Raw genomic sequence first — 23,267 nt, forward strand, 5'->3', positions numbered from 1 at the left:
TGCACTTGAGTTTAGAGACCGCCGTTACTTTTCTTTGGGCCAGCAAAGAAAAGTGACTCGGGCCCTTTAGGGACCGAAAGCGCCGCAGGCAATGCAGCCATCTACGGCATGCAACAACAGTGCGATCAGGGGGATGTTGGGGGGGGCATGCCCCCAACCTACGGGCCTCAGCGGGCGAGCATCTCGCCCAACACCGCCATCCTCACGAACACACCATTACCCACCTGCTCGAGGATGCGCGACTGCGGACCGTCGGCCACCTCCGGCGCGATTTCGATGCCGCGGTTGATCGGGCCGGGATGCATCACCAGGCAGCCGCGGGCGGCCATGGCCAAGCGGCGGCTGTCCAGGCCGTATTCGCGGAAGTAGGCCGCTTCATCCGGCAGCTCAATGCTTGACATGCGCTCTTTCTGCAGACGAAGCATGATCGCCACGTCGGCGCCTTCGATGGCTTGGTCGAAATTGTTGTAGAACTTGCAGTCGGGAAATTCCTGCTGGTCCGGCATCAAGGGGGCAGGGCCGCACAGGCGGATTTCCTTTGCCCCCAGCCTGGTGAAGGCATGCACGTCGGAACGCGCTACGCGGGAATGTTTCACGTCACCGCAGATCACCACCGTGAGTGCGCTGAAATCCGGCCGATGCTGCCGGATCGTCAGTGCGTCGAGCAAGCCTTGCGTGGGATGCGCGCGATTGCCATCGCCCGCGTTGATCACGGACACCCCGCTCATCGCATGGCGTACCAGCTCATCCGGAGTTCCGGACACCTTGTGGCGCACGATGATGGCATCCAGGTGCATCGCTTCCAGCGTGTGCAAGGTATCGAACAACTCCTCGCCCTTGGCCGTGGAGGAGAAGCCGATGTCGAAATTGATCACGTCCGCCCCGAGCCGGCGCGCGGCCAACTCGAACGAAGTGCGTGTGCGAGTGGACGGTTCGAAGAACAGGTTGAGGATGGTGCGTCCGTTGAGCAGATCCAGCTTGCGCGTACCATGCGCACAGGCGTCGCGCATGGTGATGGCGCGGTCCAGCAAGCGCTCGATGCATTCGCGCGGCAGGTTTTCGAGCGTGGTGAGGTGGCGCAGGCGTGAGAACATGGTGATTGTCTTTGGTGTTGTTATGCGGCTTCGTGCAACCAGCGTTCGAGGATCACCGCGGCGGCTTCGGCATCGAGTTGTGCAGCGCCGCTGCGGCGTTTCAAGCCCATGGCGCGTGACTGGGCGAAACGCTCTGCGGCTTCAAGGGAGCTGTGGCGTTCATCCACCATGGCCACCGGCACGCGGTAGCGTTCGCGCAGGCGTTCGGCGAAACGGCGCGCACGTTTGCTTGCTGCCTGTTCTTCGCCATCGAGGGTAAGCGGCAGCCCCACCACGAAGCCTTCGGGCAGCCATTCGCTGCGCAAGACATCCAGGGCTGCCCAATCGGGCGCGTCGTCGCGCATGGCGATGGTGGCGATGGCGCGGGCGCTGGCGGTGACGCGATTGCCAACTGCGACGCCGATGAATTTGCTGCCGACATCGAAGCCAAGCACGCAGCTCATGCGTGACCTGCGTAGCCGGGAAGTTGCAGGGGATCGATGCCGACCAGGCCGGCGGCGGCGCTCCAGCGTTCCTCCAGCGGGGTGTGGAAGATCACCCGTTCATTGGCTTCGGCGGTGAGCCAGGTGTTGTCCTTCAGCTCCTGCTCGAGCTGGCCGGCCCCCCAGCCCGAATAGCCCAGGGCCATCAGCGCCAGGCGCGGGCCTTCGCCGGCGGCCATCGCCACCAGGATGTCGCGAGAAGTGGTGACCGACCAATCGCCGTTGATGCGGTAGCTCGATTCCCAGTGCCCGTGCTCGCGATGCAGCACGAAGCCGCGCTCCTGCTGCACGGGGCCGCCGATCAGCACCGGCGCGTCGACCAGTTCCGGGTCGTTGCAGCTGAGCTTCATTTGCGCCAGCACGTCGCCGAAGCGGTATTCGGAGAGCTGATTGATCAACAGGCCTACCGCACCGTCTTCGTCATGCTGGCAGATGAAGGCTACCCCGCGCGAAAACGGCGGTTCGGTCAGGCTGGGCATGGCGATCAAAAACTGGCCAGCGAGGGACTGGGGGGACTTGGTCTGCATGGTGGCCATTGTAAGCGCTGTGCGAGGTGGCGTCTGCGGCAAACAAGTGACCCAGTATCGCGCCTGGTGGTGTTATCGCCGTGTTATTGCGCACGCTTTTTCCCCTTGCCCCGGCGGGAGAGGGGCGGCAAACATCATCGAGTCTTCAACACGTCCCCAGGCTGAAACTGCCAAGTGCGGGTGACATACAGGATATCCACCTTTTCCTTGCTGTCCGGCGGCAGCGGCGGGAACGGTGCGCACAGCTTTACGATGGCGACCGCGGCTTTGTCGATGATGGGGTAGCTGGAACTCTTTTGTATGTCGATGCTGGCCAGGCTGCCGTCTCTGTTTATGCCGACAGTCAGAATCACATCGCCGTGGATGCCTTGCTCGCGGGCCTGCTCGGGATAATTCAAGTTGCCTACGCGCTCGATGCGATCGGCCCACCCGCGCATGTAGGCGGCGTAAATGTTCGCGGCGGTGTTGGCACTGATGAACTTCTTGTGCGGGCGCTTTGCATAGGCTTCGCGCTCCCTGCGTGTCTCGGCGGAAAGCTGTGCGATCTGCCGTTCGACACGGGCTTCATCCGCGGTAGCGGTATCCGGGGTGTCGCGCGCGTCCTTGGCATCGTTGCTGTTGACGCTGAAATTGGCCTGTCCGGTAGTGGTCAGCATACGCTGGTCTGTAGCTTGCTGCGGCGCGGGAGTTGCTGCAGTCACCGGCTGCGGGGCAGTGCCCTGGCTGGGCAGGGGGAGGAGTCCGGAGAAAGGTTGCGAAGGCCGGTGTGCCTTGTCGCTCTCGCCGCCGCCCTTGTTGTTGGCCTGGGCCAGGAAATCGGCCCTGTCCGGCGCCTCGCTGTTGGCGACGTTTACCAACGTCACGTCAAGCGTGGGCAAGGCCGGGCGCGTCGCGACGTAACTGACGCCGATGCCGAACAGCAGCAGGCCATGCACCAGCAGCGAAAAAACGAAGGTGGCCCCGATCTTGTTGTTGCCGGGGCGGCGGGCTACAGCATTCACGCGAAGGTCGGCCTGGTCTCAAGGGCGTCGAACAACATTCCTGCGATATTAAGCCCGAATTGTTTGTCCAGTTCCCGAGCGCAAGTCGGCGATGTGACGTTGATCTCGGTCAGGTAGTCGCCGATCACGTCCAGCCCGACGAAGCGCAGCCCGCGGCGGCGCAATTCAGGGCCTACCTCGGCGGCGATCCAGCGGTCGCGGTCGCTTAGCGGCACGCCCTCGCCGCGGCCGCCCGCAGCCAGGTTGCCGCGGAATTCGTCACCCTGGGGAATGCGCGCGAGGGCGTAGGGCACCGGTTCGCCGTCGATCATCAGAATGCGCTTGTCGCCGGCGCTGATCTGCGGAATGAATTTTTGCGCCACCGTGAACTGGCGGTTCTGGCCGTGCGAGTCGCCCTGGACCAGTGTTTCCAGCATGGAGTTGAGGTTCTTGTCGCCCGACTGCACGCGAAAGATGCCGCGCCCGCCCATGCCATCCAGTGGCTTGAGCACGGCATCGCCGTGTTCGGCCACGAAGCGGCGCAGCTCGGCCGGATCCCGTGCCACCAGGGTCGGCGCCATGCATTGCGGGAAGTGCAAGGCGAACACCTTCTCGTTGCAGTCGCGCAGTGCGCGCGGGTCATTGACCACCTGCACGCCGGCAAGCTGGGCCACGTCCATCACGAGCGTGTCATAGACGAACTGGGGGTCGACCGGCGGGTCCTTGCGCAGCAGCACGGTGCCCATTTCGCGCAAGTCGGTCCAGCGGGCTTCACCCAGGGCGTACCAGCCGGCCGGGTCGTCCTTTACGCGTAGCGGACGCAGCCGGGCCCAGGGCGCGCCGTCGCGCAGGGCCAGGTCACCCTGCTCCATGTAGTAGAGCTGGTGGCCGCGGCGCTGGGCTTCCAGCAGCAGGGCGAAGCTCGTGTCCTTGGCGATCTTGATGCTGCCGATGGGGTCCATCAGCACAGCGACCGAACGGGGCATGGCGGTTCCGGTGGCGGGTGGGGCGTGCATGTTCGCCGAGGTGGTCGGGAGCCGACAAGGGTGCGGCATGCGCAAATCTGACCAGGTCGCGGACACTCCCTTGCCGGGAGCCGTCATGAAGGGTCTTTATTTCACATTTGTGTTCGCGATTTTGGTGATAAGCGCCCCCGCTACAACGTTTTTTCCTTGACGGAAGAGCGGCCAGGCAGTAAACAGCAACGACGGAGCGCCCGCACAAGAAGAGGGCACCCAAGAAAAGTCTGAGCAGGAATTTTTCATCTGCATCCGTCGGGTGGCCCGTTTGCCGCTTGGCGGATGACGTACCTGAGCCTGGGGCAGGCAGCAGGGGGGGTTAAGTGAACTTGAACGTAGCTACGAACGGCCTAGCGGGTCTGAAGGTCATGGTGATTGACGACTCCAAGACCATCCGCCGCACGGCGGAAACCTTGCTCAAGAAAGAAGGGTGCGAGGTGCTCACCGCCGTCGATGGCTTCGAGGCGCTGGCAAAAATCTCCGACCAAAAGCCAGCCATCATCTTCGTGGACATCATGATGCCGCGACTGGATGGCTACCAGACGTGCGCGCTCATCAAGAACAATCCGCAATTCCGTTCGACGCCGGTGATCATGCTGAGCTCGAAGGACGGCCTGTTCGACAAGGCGCGCGGCCGCATCGTCGGCGCGGAGCAGTACCTCACCAAGCCGTTCACCCGCGACGAATTGCTTGGCGCCATCCACCGACACGTCGCCAGTACGGTCTGAAGGCTCGTGATAATTAGCTCTAAAGGGGGAGCCGTGGCCAATATCCTCATCATTGACGATTCACCCACCGACGTGCGCGTGTTTTCGATGCTGCTCGAACGGGCGGGGCATCGCGTCGATGCGGTCAACAACGCCGAGGACGGCATCGAGCGCGTGCGCGCCACCAAGCCGGACCTCGTCATCATGGACGTCATCATGCCGGGCATGAACGGTTTCCAGGCCACGCGCACGCTTACGCGCGATCCGGCTACCGCGCATGTGCCGATCGTGATCATCACCACCAAGTCGATGGAGACCGACCGCGTGTGGGGTATGCGCCAGGGTGCCAAGGCCTTCATCACCAAGCCGGTGAACGAGAAGGAACTGCTTTCGTGCATCAACGAGCTGCTGCCGAAGGCGGCGTGAGGCGGGCATGACTGTATCGGCCGCCCAGTCGCCGTTCGAGATCCTGGCCCGCTACGAGCGGCTTTCGCTGGCGCACGCATCCGGTACGCAGGAGCGTTTCGAAGCGCCGGGCCTGTGGCGCGGTATCGGCTATCGCGCAGGCAGCTACCTGTTCGTGAGCGCGATCGACGAGATCAACGAACTACTGGCAGTACCCGTGCTGACGCCCGTGCCCGGGACCAAGCCGTGGTTGCTGGGCGTGGCGAACGTGCGCGGCAATCTGATGCCGGTGGTGGACATGGCACGCTTCCTGTTCAGCGAGCGTACGCAGCATTCCGAGCGCGCGCGTCTGCTGGTGGTTCGCCAGGGCAGCGGCAGCGTGGCCCTGCTAGTGGACGAAGTATTCGGCCAGCGTACGGTGGACGCGGAACAGCGCCGCGACGCTGAGCGCGAGGAGGATCCACGCCTGACGCGTTTCGTCGAGGATCGCGTGGAAGTGGACGGGCAGCGCCTGGCGCTGTTTAGCATGGGTAGGTTGGTTCGCGCGCCCGATTTCCGCCAGGCGGCCGCCTGATGATGCACGGCGGCTGGAGCGAGCGGTACTCGCAGCGGGGCGGTGGCTTGGTGAAATTCTTGACCGGCGCGCTTGGGCGTGCCGGTGTGGTAGACGGATGAGGTGAAGAACATGAGCATTACAGGGGGCGTCGGCAAGGAACGGGGATATACCATCCTGATTGTCTTGCTGGTGGTTTCGATCGGCTTCGCGGCGGTCGACTTCGTCTTACTCAACCTCAAGAACGGCGAAGATCGCCAGGCCATCGCGTTGACCACGCAGATCCAGGTGCTGTCGCAGCAAACGGCCAAGTACGCGCTGGAAGCTTCCGGCGGTAACCCCGATTCGTTCGCGGAACTCGAGAACGCGCGCGACACCATCGATTCTGCCGTGCAGCGCCTGGTCAATGGCGACACCAAGACCGGCATGAAGCCCTATGCCGACCAGAACGCCACGCCTACCGGCCGTTCCGTCAGCAAGCTGGCCGATGCCTGGAAGCAGCTTGATCGCGATATCGGCAAAATCCTTTCCAACAAGGCGGTGGTGCTCGATTCGGCGCAGCGCGCCGACGATCTTTCCAAACAATTGCCGCTGCTCAACTCCAACATGGAGCAGGTGGTCAACATCCTGCAGCAGCGCAAGGGCACCAGCGCGGACGAGATGCTCGGCGCCTCGCGCCAGATGCTGACGGCCGACCGCGTCATCCGCCGTGTGCAGGAAGTGCTGCAGGGCGGCGAATCCGCCCAGGCGTCCGCTGACGGCCTGTCGCGCGACGCGCAGAATTACGGAGAAGTGCTGAAGGGCCTGCTGCAGGGCAATCAGAGCATGGGCGTGCAGCAGCTGGGCGACGCCAATGCCCGCAAAATCCTTGCCCAGATGCAGGGGGAATGGGACAAGCTGAGCGATCCGGTCTCCAAGCTTGCCGCCGCCGCCAGCAACCTGGCTGAGGTGAAGAGCGCCGGCAACCAGGCCTCGCTGGATTCGCAGAACGTGCTGCTGCGCGCGAACGACCTGTCTGAACAGATTGGCCAGCTGCCGGTACGGCGCCTGTTCCCGAACGTGGGCTGGGGCCTGGTCGGTGCGCTCGGCGCCGTGGCCTTCGCCATCCTGTTGGTTATCCAGCTGGTGGGCGACCAGCGCCGCCGCTTCCGCGAAAGTACCGAACTCAACCAGCGCAACCAGGAGGCGATCATGCGCCTGCTGGACGAAATGGGTTCGCTCGCCGAAGGTGACCTGACCGTAAAAACCACCGTGTCCGAGGACATCACGGGCGCGATCGCCGACTCGGTGAACTACGCTATCGACGAGTTGCGCACCCTGGTGACGACGATCAACGAAACCTCCGAGCAAGTGTCGTCCTCGGCGCAGGAAACGCAGACCACCGCGCGCCACCTGGCCGACGCCGCGAAAGCGCAGGCGCATCGCATCAGCACGGCCACCACGGCGATCAACCAGATTGCGAGTTCGATGGATGATGTGTCCAAGAATTCCGCCGAGTCGGCCGACGTGGCCGAGCGCTCGGTGCAAATCGCCTCGCGTGGCGCGGAAGTGGTGCGTGAAACCATCTCGGGGATGGACTCGATCCGCGACCAGATCCAGGAAACCTCCAAGCGTATCAAACGCCTGGGTGAATCCTCGCAGGAAATCGGCTCGATCGTGGAACTGATCAACGACATTGCCGAGCAGACCAACATCCTCGCCTTGAACGCCGCGATCCAGGCCGCCTCGGCGGGTGAAGCGGGCCGCGGTTTTGCGGTGGTGGCGGACGAAGTGCAGCGCCTCGCGGAACGATCCGCGAGCGCCACGAAGCGAATCGAAACGCTGGTACAGACGATTCAGTCCGACACCAACGAAGCGGTGAATTCAATGGAACAGACCACCGCCGAAGTGGTGGCCGGTGCTCGCAAGGCCGAGGACGCCGGCAGCGCGCTGGGCGACATCGAGCGCGTATCGCACGACTTGTCCGCACTGATTCAAAACATCTCTTCCGCTGCGCGTCAGCAGTCGATCGCCGCAACGGATATTTCGCAATCCATGAACGCGATTCAGGAAATCACCTCGCAGACGTCGCAAGGCGCAAGCCAGACGGCTGAGTCGATTGGTTACCTGGCGCAGCTGGCCAGTGATCTGCGCCGTTCGGTGGCGCACTTCAAGTTGCCGGGTTGAGCGGTTGATACTGGACCGAAGTGTTATTAGGCATTCACAAGAGGGCAGCCTCGACGGTTGTGTCAATGCGCAAGAGCGCAGCCGCTGAGGGGGGCGCATGAGACTTCAAGACCACATCGATTTCACCACGCTCCAGTGGGTCAAGCCCGAGCTTGACGAGACGCTTGCGCTCGCGCGACAGGCGCTCGAGTCCTACGTGGACAATCCCGGCGATCGCGGCGTCATGCGCGGCTGTGCCGAGAACCTGCACCAGGTGCAGGGTACCTTGCGCATGGTCGAGCTGTACGGCGCGGCAATGGTTGCCGAGGAGATGGAAACACTCGCCATCTCGTTGCTCGAAGACCACATACGCAACCGCGAGGACGCGTATGCCGCGCTGATGCGCGGCCTGATGCAACTTCCCGATTACCTCGAACGCCTGTCCAGCGGCCACCGCGATGTGCCGGTAGTGCTGCTGCCGTTGCTCAACGAACTGCGTGCCAGCCGCGAACAGGAAGCGCTGAGCGAAGCGGCGCTGTTTACGCCGAATCTGGAAGTGCCGCTGCCGCCCCAGGCGCCGGCCGCCGCCGGTCCCGTCGACGTACAGCGCCGCAAGAGCGAGGTCAACGAGCTGCGCTTGCGGTTCCAGCAGCAGTTGCTGGCCTGGTTCCGCGGTCAGGGTGGTTCGCAGCAACTGGCCGGCATGCGTAACTCGCTCAATGCAATCGCCGCGCGCTGCAGTACCGTGCCGGGTCGCCGGTTGTGGTGGATCACCGCCGGCGTGCTGGAAGGCCTCGACCAAGGCATGCTCAAGGCCCATGTCACCGATGTGCGCCAACTGATCGGCAAGGTCGACCGCAGCATTCGCCAGCTGATCGAGCAAGGCGAAGATGCCATGCAGGGCGGTGATGCGGATGACCTCGCGCGCAAGCTGCTTTACATCGTGGCGCAGTCCAAGCAGCGCAGCCCGCATATGCTGCAGCTTGCGCAGACCTACAACCTCGATAACCTGATGCCCGAGGCCAGCGAGGTCGAACATGCGCGCGGCTCGATGGCCGGACACAACCGCGCACTGCTCGATTCGGTCGCGCGCGCGCTGAAGGATGATCTGCTGCGCGTGAAGGAAGCGCTGGACCTGTTCCTGCGCCAGAGCGATGCCGATCCGGCCCAGCTGGGGGCGCAGGCCGAAGTGCTGGAGCGCGTCGGCGATACGCTCGGCATGCTGGCGCTCAACGTGCCGCGCCGCGTGGTGAATGAACAGCGGCGTGTGCTGGAAGAAGTCGCCAACCGCCTGCGTAGTCCCGACGAGGAATCGCTGCTCGATGTGGCTGGCGCGTTGCTCTATGTCGAGGCGTCGCTGGACGATCACATCGAAAGCCTGGGCGCGGAAAATCCGCCGGAGGAAGAACACAGGGCGACGATGCTGCCGCGCAGCGAGGCGCGGCACATTCTCGCCACGCTGATGAGCGAGGCCATCGTCAACACCGGCAAGGTCAAGAACGGCATCGTCGCGTTCGTCGAATCGGGCTGGCAGCATGAGCAGCTCGGCGGTATGCCGGAGCTGATGGACGAAGTCGCCGGCGCGATGCGCATGCTGTCGTCGCCGCGATCGGCGCAGATCGCCGAGGGTGTGGGCCGCTTCATCGGCAACGAACTGTGCATCGACAAGCGCATTCCCAGTAGTGCGCAAATGGATCAGCTCGCTGATGCGCTGGCCGCGCTGGAGTACTACCTCGAAGCTGCGAGCGAACACCGCGGCGGCCTCGAGCATGTGCTGGACGTGGCCGAACACAGCCTGGGCGGCCTGGGCTACTGGCCACCGCCGCTGCCCAAGGCGGCATCGGAGTCCGTACCCGAAGCAGTCGCTCCGGTGCCGGCTCCTGCGGATGCGTTTGCGCCGGCACCCGCGCCCGCGCTCAGCGAATCGGTCTCCGTCGCGCACGGCGAAGACGCCAGCGCGTTGTTCGTAGGTAGCAGCGAAACGCCTGCGCCGATTGCCCATGACGTTACCGGCCTGCACCTGGCCGAGACCGAATCGCAACCACCTGTGGCGATGGTCCAGGAAGGCGAAGACTGGGTCGAGATCGAAGAAGAAGTCGAAGAGCAGGTGTCCGGCGTTGATCCGCTGGCGGCCACCGCCGGCTTCCAGACCACCACCGAAGGCATCGACGACGACATCCGCGACATCTTCCTGGAGGAAATGCAGGAAGAGATCAACAGCCTGCGCCAGGCGCAGCAGGGGTGGATGGCGGATCCTTCGCAGTCCTCCGAGCTCATGCCGATCCGCCGCTCGTTCCATACGCTCAAGGGCTCGGGCCGGCTGGTTGGCGCCACCGTGCTGGGCGAATTCGCATGGCGTGTGGAAAACTTGCTCAATCGTGTGCTGGACGGTACCGTCCAGCCGCACGCTGGCGTGCAGGCGCTGGTTGGGCATGCCATCGATGCGTTACCGCAACTGTACTCCGCATTGAAGGACGGTACCGTGCCCACGGCGCCACTCACCGGCATCATGCAGGCGGCCGACCATCTTGCTGCCGGCGAACAGGCCAGCGTGGAGCAATTCGCCACTAGCGGGACGCAGACCGTACGCCATGTGGTGCGTCGCCGTGTGCCGCGTGTGTCGGCTGAAGCGATTCCCACTGCCACGCATACCGATCATTCGGTTGCCGCTGCGCAGCCGTTCGAAGCGGTCGCGCCGGTCGCTGAAGCGCTCGAAGCGCCGGTACTCCCGCCAGTCGATCCGGTTCTGCTGGAAATCCTGCGCAGCGAAGTGGCGCAATATCTCCAAACGATCCGCAATGCAGTGACCTTCGCCGTAGGCGACCTGCCGGTCGACGACGGTCTGTTGCGCGCCGTACACACGCTGCATGGCGCCATCGCGATGGTCGACATCCCGGTGCTGATCCAGCTGCTGTCGCCGCTGGAAAGCCTGCTCAAGCGCCTGCGCGCAGTGGGCGAACCGCTGTCGAGCGAAGGCGTGCGTCTGTTGCGCCAGAGCGCGGACGTGGTTGACGAAGTCATGGCGCAGTTCGACGCTACGCATCCACATCTGCCGGATGCCTCCGCGATCATCGCGCGCCTGGCCGAGCTGCGGGATCACCAGCCCGAGCCGCAAATGGCGCATGTGGTGTTCGAGCCGCATACGGCGGAACCGGTGCCGTTCGAGCCGCCGGCTCCGGTGCAGGTTGCACAGTCCGTTAAAGGCCTGGACGAGGCATACGAGGGCGAACAGCAGGAGCCAGTTGTCGCCGGGCACCAGGACGAGGAGCAGGGGGCTGCTGCCATTGAGCCCCCGACCGAAGCACCGGCTTCCGCAGAGGACGATTACACCGCCGAGCTGCTTGAATCGATTGCGGCGGAGGAGCCGGCCGAAGCCGAATCGGCGCTGCACTATCGCGTACCCGATCCGAGCGCCGAAGATGTGGAGTTCGCTGAGTTGCTTGCCAGTCTGGAGGCACTTGAGCCTGAATACGCCGCTGGCGAGCCGGCGGCCGAAGAGCCGGCGCCGATCGAGCACCCTCTGGATTTCGGCCACGCGGCAGCGAACGAACTGCTCGACGAGTCCGTGCACCAAGAATCCTTGCATGCTCCGGCAGACGATCCGGTATCCGAGGCAGCGCCTGCGGTCGAGCCGGAAGCGGTCGGGCATGAGGTGGGGCATGTTGTCGAGGCGCAGTCCGACGAGTTTGACGCAGAACCGGCCGCACCGGCTCCCCAATTTGAAGAGCCGCTAGAAGAGCAGGTCGCGCAAAGTCAGCCGCACGAAGAGCCGGCTCACGAAGAACCGGTTGCAGAGCCCATTAGCCAGGCGCCCCGCTTTGAAGAGGTGGTTGCGGCCCAAGCACCGGCCGAACGCGTGCCGGCCGGCGAGCTGATGAGCTTCGGTCATATCGATCCGGACTTGCTGGAAATCTTCAGCGAAGAAGCGCGCGAGATTCTCGACGACGCCGACAGCACGCTGGCGAAATGGCATGCCGAGCCGACCGATGTATCGCACATGGCCGGCCTCCTGCGAGCGCTGCACACTCTCAAAGGTGGCGCACGTATCGCCGGTGTCACGCCGGTAGGCGATCTCAGCCATGCGCTGGAAAGCTTGCTGGAACGCTCGCATGGCATTGATCCAAACAAGACCGGCCTGCTGATCGGTACGCTCGAAGCGGCTTTCGACGAGATGCATGGCCTCGTGCAGCGAGTTTCGCAAGGCAAGGCCATTGCGTATCCGCACGCGATGGTCGCGCGGCTGCAGGGGGGGGGGCAGGAACCGGTGGCTCCGGTCGCCGAAGCACCTGCACCTGCACCTGCACCCGTCGAGGTGCAGGCGGCACCTGTGCCGGACGCGCCAGCAAGCGCGGAAGATCTGCCTGCTCTATTGCCCATCGAAGACGAGTCGCAAGCCGAAGAAGCCGGACGCACCGCACTGGAACAGATCCGCGTCCGCGCGGAACTGCTCGACAGCCTGGTGAATCATGCCGGCGAGGTGGCGATCTACCGTTCGCGCCTGGAACAGCAGGTATCGGCCTACCGCTTCAACCTGGTCGAACTCGAGCAGACCGTATCGCGTCTGCGTAGCCAGCTGCGTATGCTTGAAATCGAAACGGAAGCGCAGATCATCGCGCGCTTCCAGCGCGAACACCGCGAAGGTGGCATGAGCGTGTTCGATCCGCTGGAACTGGACCGCTTCTCGCAATTGCAGCAGTACTCGCGTGCGCTTGCCGAATCGGTGTCGGACTTGGTATCGATCCAGAGCATGTTGGACGAATTGACCCGCCAGGCCGAAACACTGCTGATCCAGCAGTCGCGGGTAAGTTCGGAGCTGCAGGAAGGTTTGCTGCGTACGCGCATGCTGCCGTTCGACACCATGGTACCGAACTTGCGCCGCACGCTGCGTCAGGCCGCGCAGGAAGAAGGCAAGAAAGCGCAGCTGTACGTGGAAGGCGCGCACGGTGAAATGGATCGCAACCTGCTCGACCGCATCAAGGCCCCGTTCGAGCACATGCTGCGCAACGCCGTTGCGCACGGTATCGAGCAGCCGGAAGATCGCCTGAAGTCAGGCAAGCCGGAAGAAGGTGCGGTACGCATACGCGTGGCGCGCGAAGCTACCGAGGTGGTGGTTCGCGTCAGCGACGACGGCCGCGGCCTGGATCGCGAGGCAATCCGCAAGCGCGCGGTTGAGCGAGGCCTGATCCGTACGGAAACGCGCCTTTCCGATGATCAATTGCTTGCATTGATAACGCAGACCGGCTTCTCCACTGCCAACACCGTCACCCAGCTCGCCGGCCGCGGCGTGGGCATGGACGTGGTGGCCAACGAGATCAAGTCGCTGGGCGGCTCGCTCGCGATCGAATCGCGCCAGGGCGAGGGCACCACCTTCGTGCTGCGTCTGCCGTTCACCCTCGCGGTAACGCAGGCGATCCTGGTGCGCATCGGTGAATCCACTTTCGCCATCCCGATGACTTCGGTGCAGGGCGTGGCACGCATCAGTCCTGACGAATTGGCGGAGCGCCTGGCGCAGGACAATGCGCAGTTCGACTATAATGGCGAGGACTACGCGATCCATGACCTGGCCGGGCTGCTTGGCGTGGTCCCCGGGATCGGCGATGAAGAACAGTTGCCGCTGCTGCTGACCCGCTCCGGCGAACTGCGCGCCGCGATCCGCGTCGACGCCGTGATCGGCTCGCGCGAAATCGTGGTCAAGTCGGTCGGCCCGCAGGTAAGTTCGGTCCCCGGCATTCTCGGCGCCACCATCATGGGCGACGGTTCCGTGCTCGTGATTCTCGACCTCGCTCCGCTGGTGCGTCATGGCCTGGCTCGTCGCGAACAGCGCCTGGCCGAAGGTGTGGATTACGCCACGACGGCGCCGGTGATTGAGGAAGAACGCGTACGTCCGCTGGTGATGGTGGTCGACGATTCGATCACCATGCGCAAGGTCACCGGCCGCGTGCTCGAACGCCACGAGTACGAAGTGGAAACGGCGAAGGACGGCCTCGACGCACTCGAAAAATTGCACGAGCGTGTTCCGAGCCTGATGCTGCTCGACATTGAGATGCCGCGCATGGACGGCTACGAACTGGCGACGCAGATGAAGGCCGATCCGCGCCTGCGCCACGTGCCGATCATCATGATCACCTCGCGCACCGGCGAAAAGCATCGTCAGCGCGCCTTCGACATAGGCGTGGAACGTTACCTCGGCAAGCCCTACCAGGAAGCCGAATTGCTGGCGCAGATCAGCGAAGTACTGGAGCAGCACGTGCAGGAGCCGGTGAATGAGTGAGAAGGTTGTTGCGGTCGCGCTGTTGTTCGATGACGCTGAGCTGGGTGGTCATCTGCGCGCCGCACTCTCCGAGCATGGCGCCCGGATCGCACATGAAGGTCCGGTCAGCAGTTTCGATGTCTCCAAATTGCGGCAGGCCGGCGTTGACGTGCTGGTGGTGAATCTGGACGAATCGGTGGACGACACCGCACTCGATCTGGTCTACGAACTGGTCGCTGCCGGCGACATTCCGGTCGTGTTCAACGATGCACAAGCCAGCCGTGGCCTGGACGGCTGGGATCGTGCGCGCTGGGCGCGCCACCTGGCAGCAAAGACGCTCAACAAGGACACGATCGACCCGCCGCGCCCCGAGCATGCGCGGGAGGTGACGCCGCCCGTTGCCATGCCGGTCCAGGCCGAGTCCGAATTTCCCGCCGAACCCGTTGCCTTGGCCGAGCCGGCGAGCGAGCCAGAGCTGATGCACATAGCGCCGGTCCAGCCCGAACTTCCGGCGGAACCGGCGACGGTGGCGGCCGCACCGACGCCGGAAGCAGGAGCGTCACCCAAACAGGCGGCGCTTGCGGATTTGTTGCAACAACCCGACGAGGCGCCCGTCCGGCACGAAGCATCGGACACCCTGGCCGCCGAACTGGAAGCCCTGCTGGCGGGTGACGACCTGACCGAACCCTCGTCAGAGGGTGAATTCGGCTCCCTGAAATTCAAGGCGGAAGACGAGTTGCCGCCCCTGCATGACGGCGATTTCGGCTGGCAGGACCAGACGCAGGTGGCGCCCGAATTGCACGAGCAGATCCCGACTTCACCCGGATTTGCGCCGGCGCCGGCGCCTGTCCCTGCACCCGCGAGCATGGAAGCGCCGGCGTTCAACATCAGCCTGGATCATCTTTCGCTTGCGTCGGTCGAGGAAGAGTTCACCCCGCCGGTGATCGAAAAGGCAACGCTGGCCCAACAGACACCCACGCCGGTTGCGCCGGAATGGGGCTTCGTGGAAGAGCACGATCATGCCCCGGCGCAGGCCGCTGGCGACAAGGCGTCGCTCAGCGTCGAAAAGGTCAGCGCTGCGGACTACCTGGCGCCTGGCGTGGAGTTTCTAGAAGAAGAGTCCCCGGTCAAGCCCGGCATGAGCCTCGAATTGGTGTCCATGGAAGACGCCATTGCGCCGCAGGATGAATATCAGCCGTTCGAGTCGCACCTGCACGAGCTGGAGGTGGCATTTGCACGCTTGCTGGTGCTGGGTGCGGCGCGTGATAGCGGAGCCTCGCTGGCCGACTTTCTCGGCGCATTGCCCGGCGATCTGAAGCTGCCGATTCTGCTCACCCAGCATCACACCAACGATGCGCTCGAACATATGGTTGCATCGTTGGCAACACGCTGCCGCCTGCCGGTCAAGGTAGCCGCTGCGGGTATGCGTGCACGCACCGGTGAAGTAGTGGTGGTGCCGCGCGGACAGCAGGTGCGCATCACCCGCGATGGCCATGTGGAACTCAGCGCCGCCAACGATGATGTCAACGGGCAGTCGCCTTCCATCGACAGCAGCTTCACCATGGCCGCCAACGTGTTCGGGCGCGGCGCGCTGGCCATCGTGTTTGCCGGCGAGGCCACTGATGCGGTGGCGGGCGCCCAAGCGATCCATGATCGCGGCGGGCAGGTGTGGGTGGAGGCGTCCGCCAGCGATCACTATGCTGACATGGTCAACGGCGTAATGGCCGAACGCCTGGCCAGTTTTTCCGGTTCGCCGCAAGAACTCGCGGTGCGTCTGGTGGAGGACTTACGATGAGCGAACAACCGTTACCCCGCGAAATCCGCTGTGTGCTGGTGCCGGTCGGCAATCTGCGCCTGCTGCTGCCCAATGCCACCGTGGCCGAAGTGATCACCTTCGCGGCCCCCGAACCCGTCGCCGGCGCACCCGAGTGGTTGCTCGGCCGCATCGCGTGGCGCGGCTGGCGCGTACCGCTGGTTTCGTTCACCAAGCTGGCGGGTGCGGAAGAAGGCGACGCGGAACTGAGCGTGCGCGTGGCGGTGCTGAAGGCGCTGGGCGACAATCCCGATGTGCCTTTCGTGGCGGTGGTTACCCAGGGCTTTCCGCGCCTGACCACGCTCAACGCCGAGCTGATCATTCCTACGCATGACGGCAAGCCCTTGCCGCACGGCGTGAAGGCGCACGTGCTGGTACGCGACGATATTGCCGTGATTCCGGATCTCGAAGGGATCGAGCTGGAAGTGACGGAGTTGCTGCGGGAGGCGAGCTGAGTCCCCGCATGAATTAACGGCGTAGGCTGGGATGGCAATCCCAGCACCGGGATGCCGCGGCCAAAGCTGGAATTATCTTCCCGGCCTACAAATCCCCATGGAGTGCCTGCAACGCCGCCAGCGCCGCCAATCCAGCCGTTTCCGTGCGCAAGATCCGTGGCCCCAGGCACAGCCCCTGAAAACCCGCTTCGCGTAGCACCGCCACATCGCGCTCCCCCAGCCCGCCTTCCGGCCCAACCACCAGCCATCCCCCGGCTTCGCCAAAGCGGAGTTCGCGCGCCCGCAATGTACCCTCAGGCAGCAAAGCCAGGCGCTGTGACCCGTCATCGCGCAGGCCAGCCAGCCAGGCCTGCAGCGACTGTGCCGGCATGACCTCGGGAATGCGCCCGCGGCCGCTCTGCTCGCAAGCGCTGGCGACTACCGCGCGCCAATGCTGCAAACGCTTTTCTGCGCGCGCGGCATCCAGCTTCACTTCAGAACGCTCGGTGAACAGCGGCACGATGCGGGCTACGCCAAGTTCCGTGGCCTTCTGCACGATTAGGTCCATCTTTTCCCCGCGCGCAACAGCTTGTACCAGGGTCAGCCGAAGCGGCGATTCGCTGGTGATTTCTTCGCGATCGTCGACGCGAACGATCACTTCGCGCTTGCCTACCCGGACCAGGCAGGCGGCGTAGTCAAAGCCATCACCGTTGAACACTGTCAGCGCGTCGCCGACTTCCATACGCAATACCCGCGCTACGTGTTCGGCCGCCTGCGCAGGCAGCGGCAGCTCGGCGGCGAGCGCCAGCGGGTGGTCAACGTGAATGCGGGTGGTTCGCATAAGCTTTCGATCAATGGCTGGCCGTGCAGCATACTGCGGTTCAGCCATCTGAATGGCGTGCAAGAAGCTAACCCTTGCGATGAACCAATCCTGGTAGCAGCATGGTCTCACCTACGAGGCTCGTTTTCTTCCCCGCAGCGAGCAAGGAGGTTTGCCATGTTCAGATTGCTAGTTTCCGCAGTGCTGGCGCTTGGTGCGGCGGCAGCGATTGCTGCCCCCCAGAGTGCGCCTCAAACAGATCAGCACGCGTCTCAGCCATCCAAAGCCGTGACGCGTTCGCCCCTCAAACCGGGTGATCGCGGATGTATCCGAGACACCGGCAGCCTGCTCAAACCCAAGCCAGGTGAATGCCTGCCGGTCGCGGGCCGGTCCTATTCCAAGCAGGATATCGATGCTACCGGCGCGACGAGCCTTGCGCCGGCCTTGGAGAGGCTCGATCCGGCCGTGACGATCCACGGTAACGGTGGTCATTGACGCGTGAGACGAAAGGAAGCTCTGATTTATTCAGAGCCTCCGCGGTGCAAGGATGCATCGCCCACGACGCGTCTGAATAAATCCAGGACGGATTTTTTCAGACCATTCATAGCTTGGGGCGCAAACCCCAACCTAGGCGACTGCGTGGGTGATTCCCTCGATTGCCACGTCAACCAGGTGGTCGATCTCTCCTTCGCTCACCACATAGGGCGGCATGAAGTAGATCACGTTGCCCAACGGCCGCAGCAGCGCGCCGCGTCCAAGCCCATGCAAGTAAACGCGCAGGCCGCGCCGCTCCTCCGAAGGAAAGGTGCGCCGACTCGCTTTGTCGGCCACCAATTCCACGGCGGCGATCATGCCGTGCTGCCGCAAGTCGGCTACATTGGGATGGTCGCGCAGCGGTGCGAGTCGTCTTGCAAGATGGGTAGCCAGGGTGCGATTGCGCTCCAGCACCGGTTCGTCGCGAAAAATGTTCAAGGTTTCCAGCGCGGCCCGGCAGGCAAGCGGATTACCGGTGTAGCTGTGCGAGTGCAGGAACGCCTTGCCGGCGTTGTATTCGGCATAGAACGCGTCATACACCTGTTGCGTCGTCAATACAGCCGAGAGTGGCAAGGTGCCGCCGGTCAGTCCCTTGGACAGGCACATGAAGTCCGGCGCGACATGTGCCTGCTCGCAGGCGAACAAGGTGCCGGTGCGGCCGAAGCCCACGGCGATTTCATCGGCGATCAGGTGGACGTTGTATTGGTCGCAAAGCGCACGCAGGCCGGTGAGGAATGCGGCGTGATGCATGCGCATGCCGCCAGCGCATTGCACCAGCGGCTCCACGATCACTGCACAGGTTTCGTGCGCGTGGCCTTCAAGTAACACGCGCATCGCCGCCAGGCGGCGCATGGCGACGTGCTCGGGCGACTCGCCGGGTTCACCTTCGTAGGCATCGGGCGAAGGCGCGAGCATGGGGGTGAGCAGCAAAGGTGCATAAGTCTTGCGATACAGCGCTACATCGCTAACCGACAAGGCGCCAAGTGTTTCGCCGTGATAGCTGCCGGTAAGCGCGATGAAGCGCGTTTTCCCGCCATGGCCCTGGTTGAGCCAATAGTGGAAGCTCATCTTCAGCGCCACTTCGATGGCAGCCGAGCCGTTGTCGGCAAAAAAGACCTTATCCAGGCCTTGCGGGGTGAGCGCCACCAGCCGTTCGGCCAGTTCGATCGCCACCGGATGCGTGAAGCCCGCGAAAATCACGTGCTCCAGCGTCCTCGCCTGCTCGGCCAGGGCTGCGGCGATGCGGGGATTGGCGTGACCGAAGAGGTTGGTCCACCAGGAGCTGATGCCATCAAGATAGCGGCGCCCACCCGCATCGATCAGCCAGGCGCCTTCGCCCCGCACGATCGGCACCATGGGGACGTGCTGATGATCGTGCATCTGGGTGCAGGGGTGCCAGATATGGCGCAAGTCGCGCCGGGCAAGTTCGGCATTCGCGTGGGACTGATCAATCATCCGGTTATGATCGATGCGGTCGTGCCGCCGTTCAACCCTTGCTTATCGTAGGGGACGGCTCTGGCCTGTCGTAAGGGCAGGAACCGTGGCGTCGCGCCAAGAGGTGTAGCGTGCAGCAGGAACATCGATGAAGCGTTGGTTTGCAATTCCGGCAATAGTCGTACTCGCCCTTGGGGTGCTGGTATGGTTCCTCCCCGCAAGCTGGGCCTTGCCGCTGCTGCAAACGCAATGGCGTGGCGTGCGGATGGACGGTGTCACCGGAACATTGTGGGAAGGCTGCGCCCAGCAGTTTTCGATCGCAGATGGCCCGCCGCTCGGCAGCCTTGCTTGGGTCATTTCCCGCCGGGCCTTGCTGGGCGACCTCCAGGCCAGTGTGGAACTGCGCCAGCCACAGCTGCAGTTGCAGGGCCGAGTGCATCGTCTTTCCCCCGCGCAAATCGCCTTGCACGACGTCAAGCTGCACTTGGATATGGCGATGCTCGGCATGCAACCCTGGTTGCGGGGGCGGCCACAAGGTCAGCTAGACCTGCAGGTGCCGCAAGCGCAACTGCGCAGCGCCTGGCCCATACAGCTGGATGCCACCGGCATCTGGTCGCAGGCCGCCATCCATACCGCGCAAGGCAACATCCCGCTGGGACAGGTGATGCTGGCGGTCACCGGCCAATCCGGGGCGTTGCAGGGAACGCTCAGCGATGACGGCAGCGGCTCGGTGCAGACTGCCGGGCGGCTAGCCCTCAGCCCGCTCGGCTGGGACCTGCAACTGCGCCTCGTCCCGCGCAACCATGATCCGGCCGTGTTGAGCTGGCTGCGCAGCCAGGGCACGCCCGCAGCGGACGGCACGTTCGAACTCCGCTATCGTGGGGGTTTGGCTCAATGGGGCCCTGCGATCAAGCAATGATGAACGAGCAACGATGGGAGGCGGCGCTAAAGGCCGCCCGGGAAGCGGCGGACGCGGCCGCCGAAGTGATTCGTCATTATTGGCACCGCGGTGTTGAGGTGGAGATCAAACCCGACGCTACGCCGGTGACGATCGCCGACCGGGAAGCCGAACAGGCCATCCGTAGCATCCTTGCCCAGGGCTTGCCGGGAGCTGCGATCTACGGCGAGGAGTTCGGCCTGGACCATAGCGGCAGCGACTTGCTCTGGCTGGTCGACCCGCTCGACGGCACCAAGAGCTTCGTGCGCCGCACGCCATTCTTCTCCACCCAAATCGCGCTGATGCAGCGGGGCGAACTGGTGCTGGGCGTATCGAGTGCCCCGGTATACGGCGAAACGATGTGGGCGAGCAAAGGTGGCGGCACCTGGTTCAATGGGGAGCGCGTAAAGGTGGCGCCGACCACGGAGATGGCGCAAGCATCCATCTCCATCGGCAACGTCAAAACGCTTACCGACGACGCGCGCTGGCAGACATTGGGTGCGATGATTCGCGACAGCAACCGCATCCGTGGCTACGGCGATTTCTGCCATTACCACCTGCTGGCGCGGGGTAGCCTGGATCTGGTGATCGAATCCGACGTAAGCATCCTGGATGTCGCGGCGCTGGCGGTGATCGTGCGTGAGGCGGGCGGCGTATTCACCGATCTTCAGGGCGAGCCGTTGAACCTCGATACCCGCAGCGTGCTGGCCGGTACGCCGGCGCTTCACGCGCAGGCTCTGGCTCGCCTCGCTCCGACCGCGTAGGTTGGGTTTGCACCCCAACCTACGGGAGCGGCAGCGAAAGCCGGTTACAATCCCGCTTATGCCACCTCGCTATCCCATCATCCACGCGACGCGTGACCTGGACACCAGCCGTTTTCTGCACGCGGAGCAGGTGGACCTGGAATTCTCCAACGGCGAACACCGCACCTACGAACGACTCAAGGGGCATGGCCTGGGCGCGGTCATCATCGTGCCGATGCTGGACGATGAAACGGTACTGCTGGTGCGCGAATATGGCGTAGGAGTGGATCGCTACGAGCTGGGCCTGCCCAAGGGCCGGCTGGACCAGGACGAGACGGCGGAGCAGGGCGCCGACCGCGAGCTGAAGGAAGAAGTCGGCTACGGCGCACGCAAGTTGAAGATCCTGCACAGCCTTTCGCTGTCGCCCGCCTACATGACGCACATGGCGCATGTCGTGCTGGCGCAGGATCTCTACCCCGAGCGCCTGCCAGGTGACGAACCCGAGCCGCTCGAAGTGGTGCCCTGGAAACTCTCCGACCTGCATACCCTGGTCGCGCGGGACGATGTCACCGAAGGCCGTTCCATCGCGGCGCTGTTCCTGGCGCGCGAATACCTCGCCGGACGCCTGCAACGCACATGAGCGCCGCCCCTGCTCATCCCCTGCTGCTCGAGGTCGGCGCTCTGGCGCGCGACGCCGGCGAAGCCATCATGGCGATCTATCGCGAAGACTTCGAGGTCGAGATCAAGGCCGATTTCTCGCCCCTCACCGCGGCAGACCTCGCGGCCCAAAATGTCATCGCAGCGGGTCTTGCGCAGCTCGATCCGCGGTTGCCCCTGGTGTCGGAGGAAGCCAGCCAGCTGCCGTGGCAGGAGCGTCGCGTATGGTCGCGCTACTGGCTGGTCGACCCGCTCGACGGTACGCGCGAATTCGTCAAGCGCAACGGTGAATTCACCGTCAACATCGCGCTGGTCGAAAACGGCAGGCCGGTGCTAGGAGCGGTGCTGGCGCCGGTTACCGAAGAATTGTTCGCCGCCGCGCGCGGACAGGGAGCATGGTGGCAGGTGCAGCGTGATGGTGAGTGGGAGCGCATCTCCACGCGCACACTGGCCACCCCCCCGGTGGCGGCTGGCAGCCGTTCGCATGGCGGCTTGTCGGAATTGACGCTGCGCCGTTTGCTCGGCGACGAATATCAGCTGCATGCGCTGGGTTCTTCGTTGAAGTTCTGCCTGATCGCGCGCGGCTCGGCAGACATCTATCTGCGCCGCGGCCCTACCAGCGAATGGGATACCGCCGCCGCGCAATGCGTGCTGGAAGAGGCCGGTGGCGCGGTGCTCGACCTGACCGGCAATCCACTGTGCTACAACCGCGGCGAATCGCTGATCAATCCGGAATTCCTGGCCGTGGGCGACGCCGCCATCGACTGGCCTGCGCGGCTGCGCGATGCGGGGCTGCCATGAGCACAACCACGCGCCACAGCCTGGACGACCTGCTAGCCATCATGGCCCGCCTGCGCGATCCCGCGCGCGGTTGCCCGTGGGATTTGCAACAGGATTTCAGCACCATCGCTGCTTATACGGTCGAAGAAGCCTACGAAGTCGCCGATGCCATCGACCGCGAGGATTGGCACGATCTGCGCGACGAACTGGGCGATCTGCTGTTGCAGGTGGTGTTTCACTCGCAAATGGCGCAAGAGCGACAGCTGTTCGATTTCAACGACGTGGCGCACGCGATCAGTGAAAAGATGCTGCGCCGGCATCCGCATGTGTTCGGCGACGTCAGCTATGCGGACGTGGAAGAGCAGACGCGCGCCTGGGAGGAGATCAAGAACGCCGAGCGCGTGGCGAAAGGTGCTGCACCCGACGACAGCGCGCTGGCAGGCGTCTCGCACGGCCAGCCGGAATGGCAGCTTGCGCGGAAGCTGCAGCAGCGCGCCGCTACCGTCGGTTTCGACTGGCCCGGCCATCAGCCGGTGATCGACAAGCTGCGCGAGGAACTGGCCGAAGTCGCGGCCGAATTCGAAGCCGGTGCCGATCCGACCCGCCTGGAGGACGAGATCGGCGACGTGCTGTTCGTGGCCGTGAACCTGGCCCGTCACGCCAAGGTGGACTTCGCGCGGGCCTTGAAGCATGCCAACAAGAAGTTCGAGCGGCGCTTCCGGCGCATGGAGCAACTGGCGGCCGCGGATGGGGAGCCATTGGCGGCGCAGGGCCTGGCAGAGCAGGAAGCGCTTTGGCGGAGGGCCAAGGCGGAGGAACGGTAGGCTGGGATGACCGTCCCAGCATCGCGCGGGTTGCGTGCCTGGTAATGCCGGGGTTTGCACCCCTGCCTACGCAGCCTTTCAACCTTTCCCTAAGTTCGCGCATCTGAAGCATTCGAACCCACAGGAGAT

21 protein-coding genes are annotated in these 23,267 nt (G+C 64.1%); 14 read left to right on the top strand and 7 right to left on the bottom strand.

The genetic code is table 11. The annotated features are described in order from the left end of the window. Window positions 1–167 precede the first annotated feature (167 nt). The 5 genes from EKH80_RS13925 to gshB form a co-directional block, all read right to left on the bottom strand. Entirely contained in the window at window positions 168–1,094 is a 927-nt protein-coding gene (locus EKH80_RS13925; protein WP_126685386.1) for an aspartate carbamoyltransferase catalytic subunit, read from the bottom strand. 20 nt (window positions 1,095–1,114) lie between these two features. Beyond that, a complete protein-coding gene (gene ruvX / locus EKH80_RS13930) occupies window positions 1,115–1,537 on the bottom strand; it encodes a Holliday junction resolvase RuvX (protein WP_126685387.1) in 423 nt (140 codons plus the stop codon). Beyond that, window positions 1,534–2,112 (bottom strand): YqgE/AlgH family protein, encoded by a 579-nt coding sequence (locus EKH80_RS13935; RefSeq protein ID WP_196240394.1) that lies wholly within the window; start codon window positions 2,110–2,112, stop codon window positions 1,534–1,536. The genes ruvX and EKH80_RS13935 overlap by 4 nt, the downstream gene beginning before the upstream one ends. Before the next feature lie 125 nt (window positions 2,113–2,237). After that, complete coding sequence (locus EKH80_RS13940; protein ID WP_126685389.1) at window positions 2,238–3,104, bottom strand: energy transducer TonB; 867 nt, start codon at window positions 3,102–3,104, stop codon at window positions 2,238–2,240. Then, on the bottom strand, window positions 3,101–4,069 hold the full coding sequence (gshB, locus tag EKH80_RS13945; RefSeq protein WP_126685390.1) for a glutathione synthase: 969 nt from the start codon (window positions 4,067–4,069) through the stop codon (window positions 3,101–3,103). The genes EKH80_RS13940 and gshB overlap by 4 nt, the downstream gene beginning before the upstream one ends. Window positions 4,070–4,470: 401 nt before the next feature. On the opposite strand from gshB, the gene pilG reads away from it, so the two are divergent. From pilG to EKH80_RS13980, 7 genes are all read left to right on the top strand, one after another. Beyond that, window positions 4,471–4,830 (top strand): twitching motility response regulator PilG, encoded by a 360-nt coding sequence (gene pilG / locus EKH80_RS13950; RefSeq protein WP_188795642.1) that lies wholly within the window; start codon window positions 4,471–4,473, stop codon window positions 4,828–4,830. A gap of 33 nt (window positions 4,831–4,863) precedes the next feature. Continuing rightward, on the top strand, window positions 4,864–5,235 hold the full coding sequence (locus tag EKH80_RS13955; protein WP_126685392.1) for a response regulator: 372 nt from the start codon (window positions 4,864–4,866) through the stop codon (window positions 5,233–5,235). Between the two features lie 7 nt (window positions 5,236–5,242). Next, window positions 5,243–5,788 carry a chemotaxis protein CheW gene (locus tag EKH80_RS13960; protein ID WP_126685393.1) on the top strand — a complete coding sequence of 182 codons (546 nt, stop codon included), beginning with the start codon at window positions 5,243–5,245 and terminating at the stop codon, window positions 5,786–5,788. Between the two features lie 111 nt (window positions 5,789–5,899). Beyond that, window positions 5,900–7,933 carry a methyl-accepting chemotaxis protein gene (locus tag EKH80_RS13965; RefSeq protein ID WP_126685394.1) on the top strand — a complete coding sequence of 678 codons (2,034 nt, stop codon included), beginning with the start codon at window positions 5,900–5,902 and terminating at the stop codon, window positions 7,931–7,933. 97 nt (window positions 7,934–8,030) lie between these two features. Next, window positions 8,031–14,183, top strand: a complete 6,153-nt coding sequence (locus tag EKH80_RS13970; protein WP_126685395.1) for an Hpt domain-containing protein — start codon at window positions 8,031–8,033, stop codon at window positions 14,181–14,183. Continuing rightward, window positions 14,176–15,957, top strand: a complete 1,782-nt coding sequence (locus EKH80_RS13975) for a chemotaxis protein CheB (protein ID WP_126685396.1) — start codon at window positions 14,176–14,178, stop codon at window positions 15,955–15,957. Before EKH80_RS13970 ends, EKH80_RS13975 begins: the two co-directional genes overlap by 8 nt. Continuing rightward, window positions 15,954–16,430, top strand: a complete 477-nt coding sequence (locus tag EKH80_RS13980) for a chemotaxis protein CheW (protein WP_126685397.1) — start codon at window positions 15,954–15,956, stop codon at window positions 16,428–16,430. The genes EKH80_RS13975 and EKH80_RS13980 overlap by 4 nt, the downstream gene beginning before the upstream one ends. A gap of 85 nt (window positions 16,431–16,515) precedes the next feature. Here the strand turns inward: EKH80_RS13980 and EKH80_RS13985 are convergent, their stop codons facing one another. Further along, a complete protein-coding gene (locus EKH80_RS13985; protein ID WP_126685398.1) occupies window positions 16,516–17,250 on the bottom strand; it encodes a 16S rRNA (uracil(1498)-N(3))-methyltransferase in 735 nt (244 codons plus the stop codon). 156 nt (window positions 17,251–17,406) lie between these two features. Between EKH80_RS13985 and EKH80_RS13990 the strand changes: the two genes are divergently transcribed. After that, window positions 17,407–17,724, top strand: a complete 318-nt coding sequence (locus EKH80_RS13990; RefSeq protein ID WP_126685399.1) for a hypothetical protein — start codon at window positions 17,407–17,409, stop codon at window positions 17,722–17,724. A 132-nt stretch (window positions 17,725–17,856) separates the two neighbouring features. On the opposite strand, the gene bioA is transcribed toward EKH80_RS13990, so the two are convergent. After that, window positions 17,857–19,143, bottom strand: a complete 1,287-nt coding sequence (gene bioA, locus EKH80_RS13995) for an adenosylmethionine--8-amino-7-oxononanoate transaminase (RefSeq protein ID WP_230473701.1) — start codon at window positions 19,141–19,143, stop codon at window positions 17,857–17,859. On the opposite strand from bioA, the gene EKH80_RS24180 reads away from it, so the two are divergent. The 6 genes from EKH80_RS24180 (at window position 19,132) to mazG (ending at window position 23,138) form a co-directional block, all read left to right on the top strand. Continuing rightward, on the top strand, window positions 19,132–19,269 hold the full coding sequence (locus tag EKH80_RS24180; RefSeq protein WP_230473708.1) for a hypothetical protein: 138 nt from the start codon (window positions 19,132–19,134) through the stop codon (window positions 19,267–19,269). The two genes, bioA and EKH80_RS24180, sit on opposite strands and share 12 nt — an antisense overlap. A gap of 76 nt (window positions 19,270–19,345) precedes the next feature. Further along, window positions 19,346–20,116 carry a type II secretion system protein N gene (gene gspN, locus EKH80_RS14000; protein ID WP_126685401.1) on the top strand — a complete coding sequence of 257 codons (771 nt, stop codon included), beginning with the start codon at window positions 19,346–19,348 and terminating at the stop codon, window positions 20,114–20,116. Further along, the gene (locus tag EKH80_RS14005) at window positions 20,116–20,898 is read left to right on the top strand and encodes an inositol monophosphatase family protein (protein WP_126685402.1); all 783 of its coding nucleotides are present in this window, start codon (window positions 20,116–20,118) and stop codon (window positions 20,896–20,898) included. The genes gspN and EKH80_RS14005 overlap by 1 nt, the downstream gene beginning before the upstream one ends. Window positions 20,899–20,956: 58 nt before the next feature. Continuing rightward, complete coding sequence (gene nudE / locus EKH80_RS14010; RefSeq protein ID WP_126685403.1) at window positions 20,957–21,517, top strand: ADP compounds hydrolase NudE; 561 nt, start codon at window positions 20,957–20,959, stop codon at window positions 21,515–21,517. Then, window positions 21,514–22,335 (top strand): 3'(2'),5'-bisphosphate nucleotidase CysQ, encoded by an 822-nt coding sequence (gene cysQ, locus EKH80_RS14015; RefSeq protein ID WP_126685404.1) that lies wholly within the window; start codon window positions 21,514–21,516, stop codon window positions 22,333–22,335. Before nudE ends, cysQ begins: the two co-directional genes overlap by 4 nt. Further along, a complete protein-coding gene (mazG, locus tag EKH80_RS14020; protein ID WP_126685405.1) occupies window positions 22,332–23,138 on the top strand; it encodes a nucleoside triphosphate pyrophosphohydrolase in 807 nt (268 codons plus the stop codon). The genes cysQ and mazG overlap by 4 nt, the downstream gene beginning before the upstream one ends. Window positions 23,139–23,267 lie beyond the last annotated feature (129 nt).

This window comes from Dyella choica (genome assembly GCF_003977665.1).
In the GTDB taxonomy this organism is placed as follows: Bacteria; Pseudomonadota; Gammaproteobacteria; order Xanthomonadales; family Rhodanobacteraceae; genus Dyella_B; species Dyella_B choica.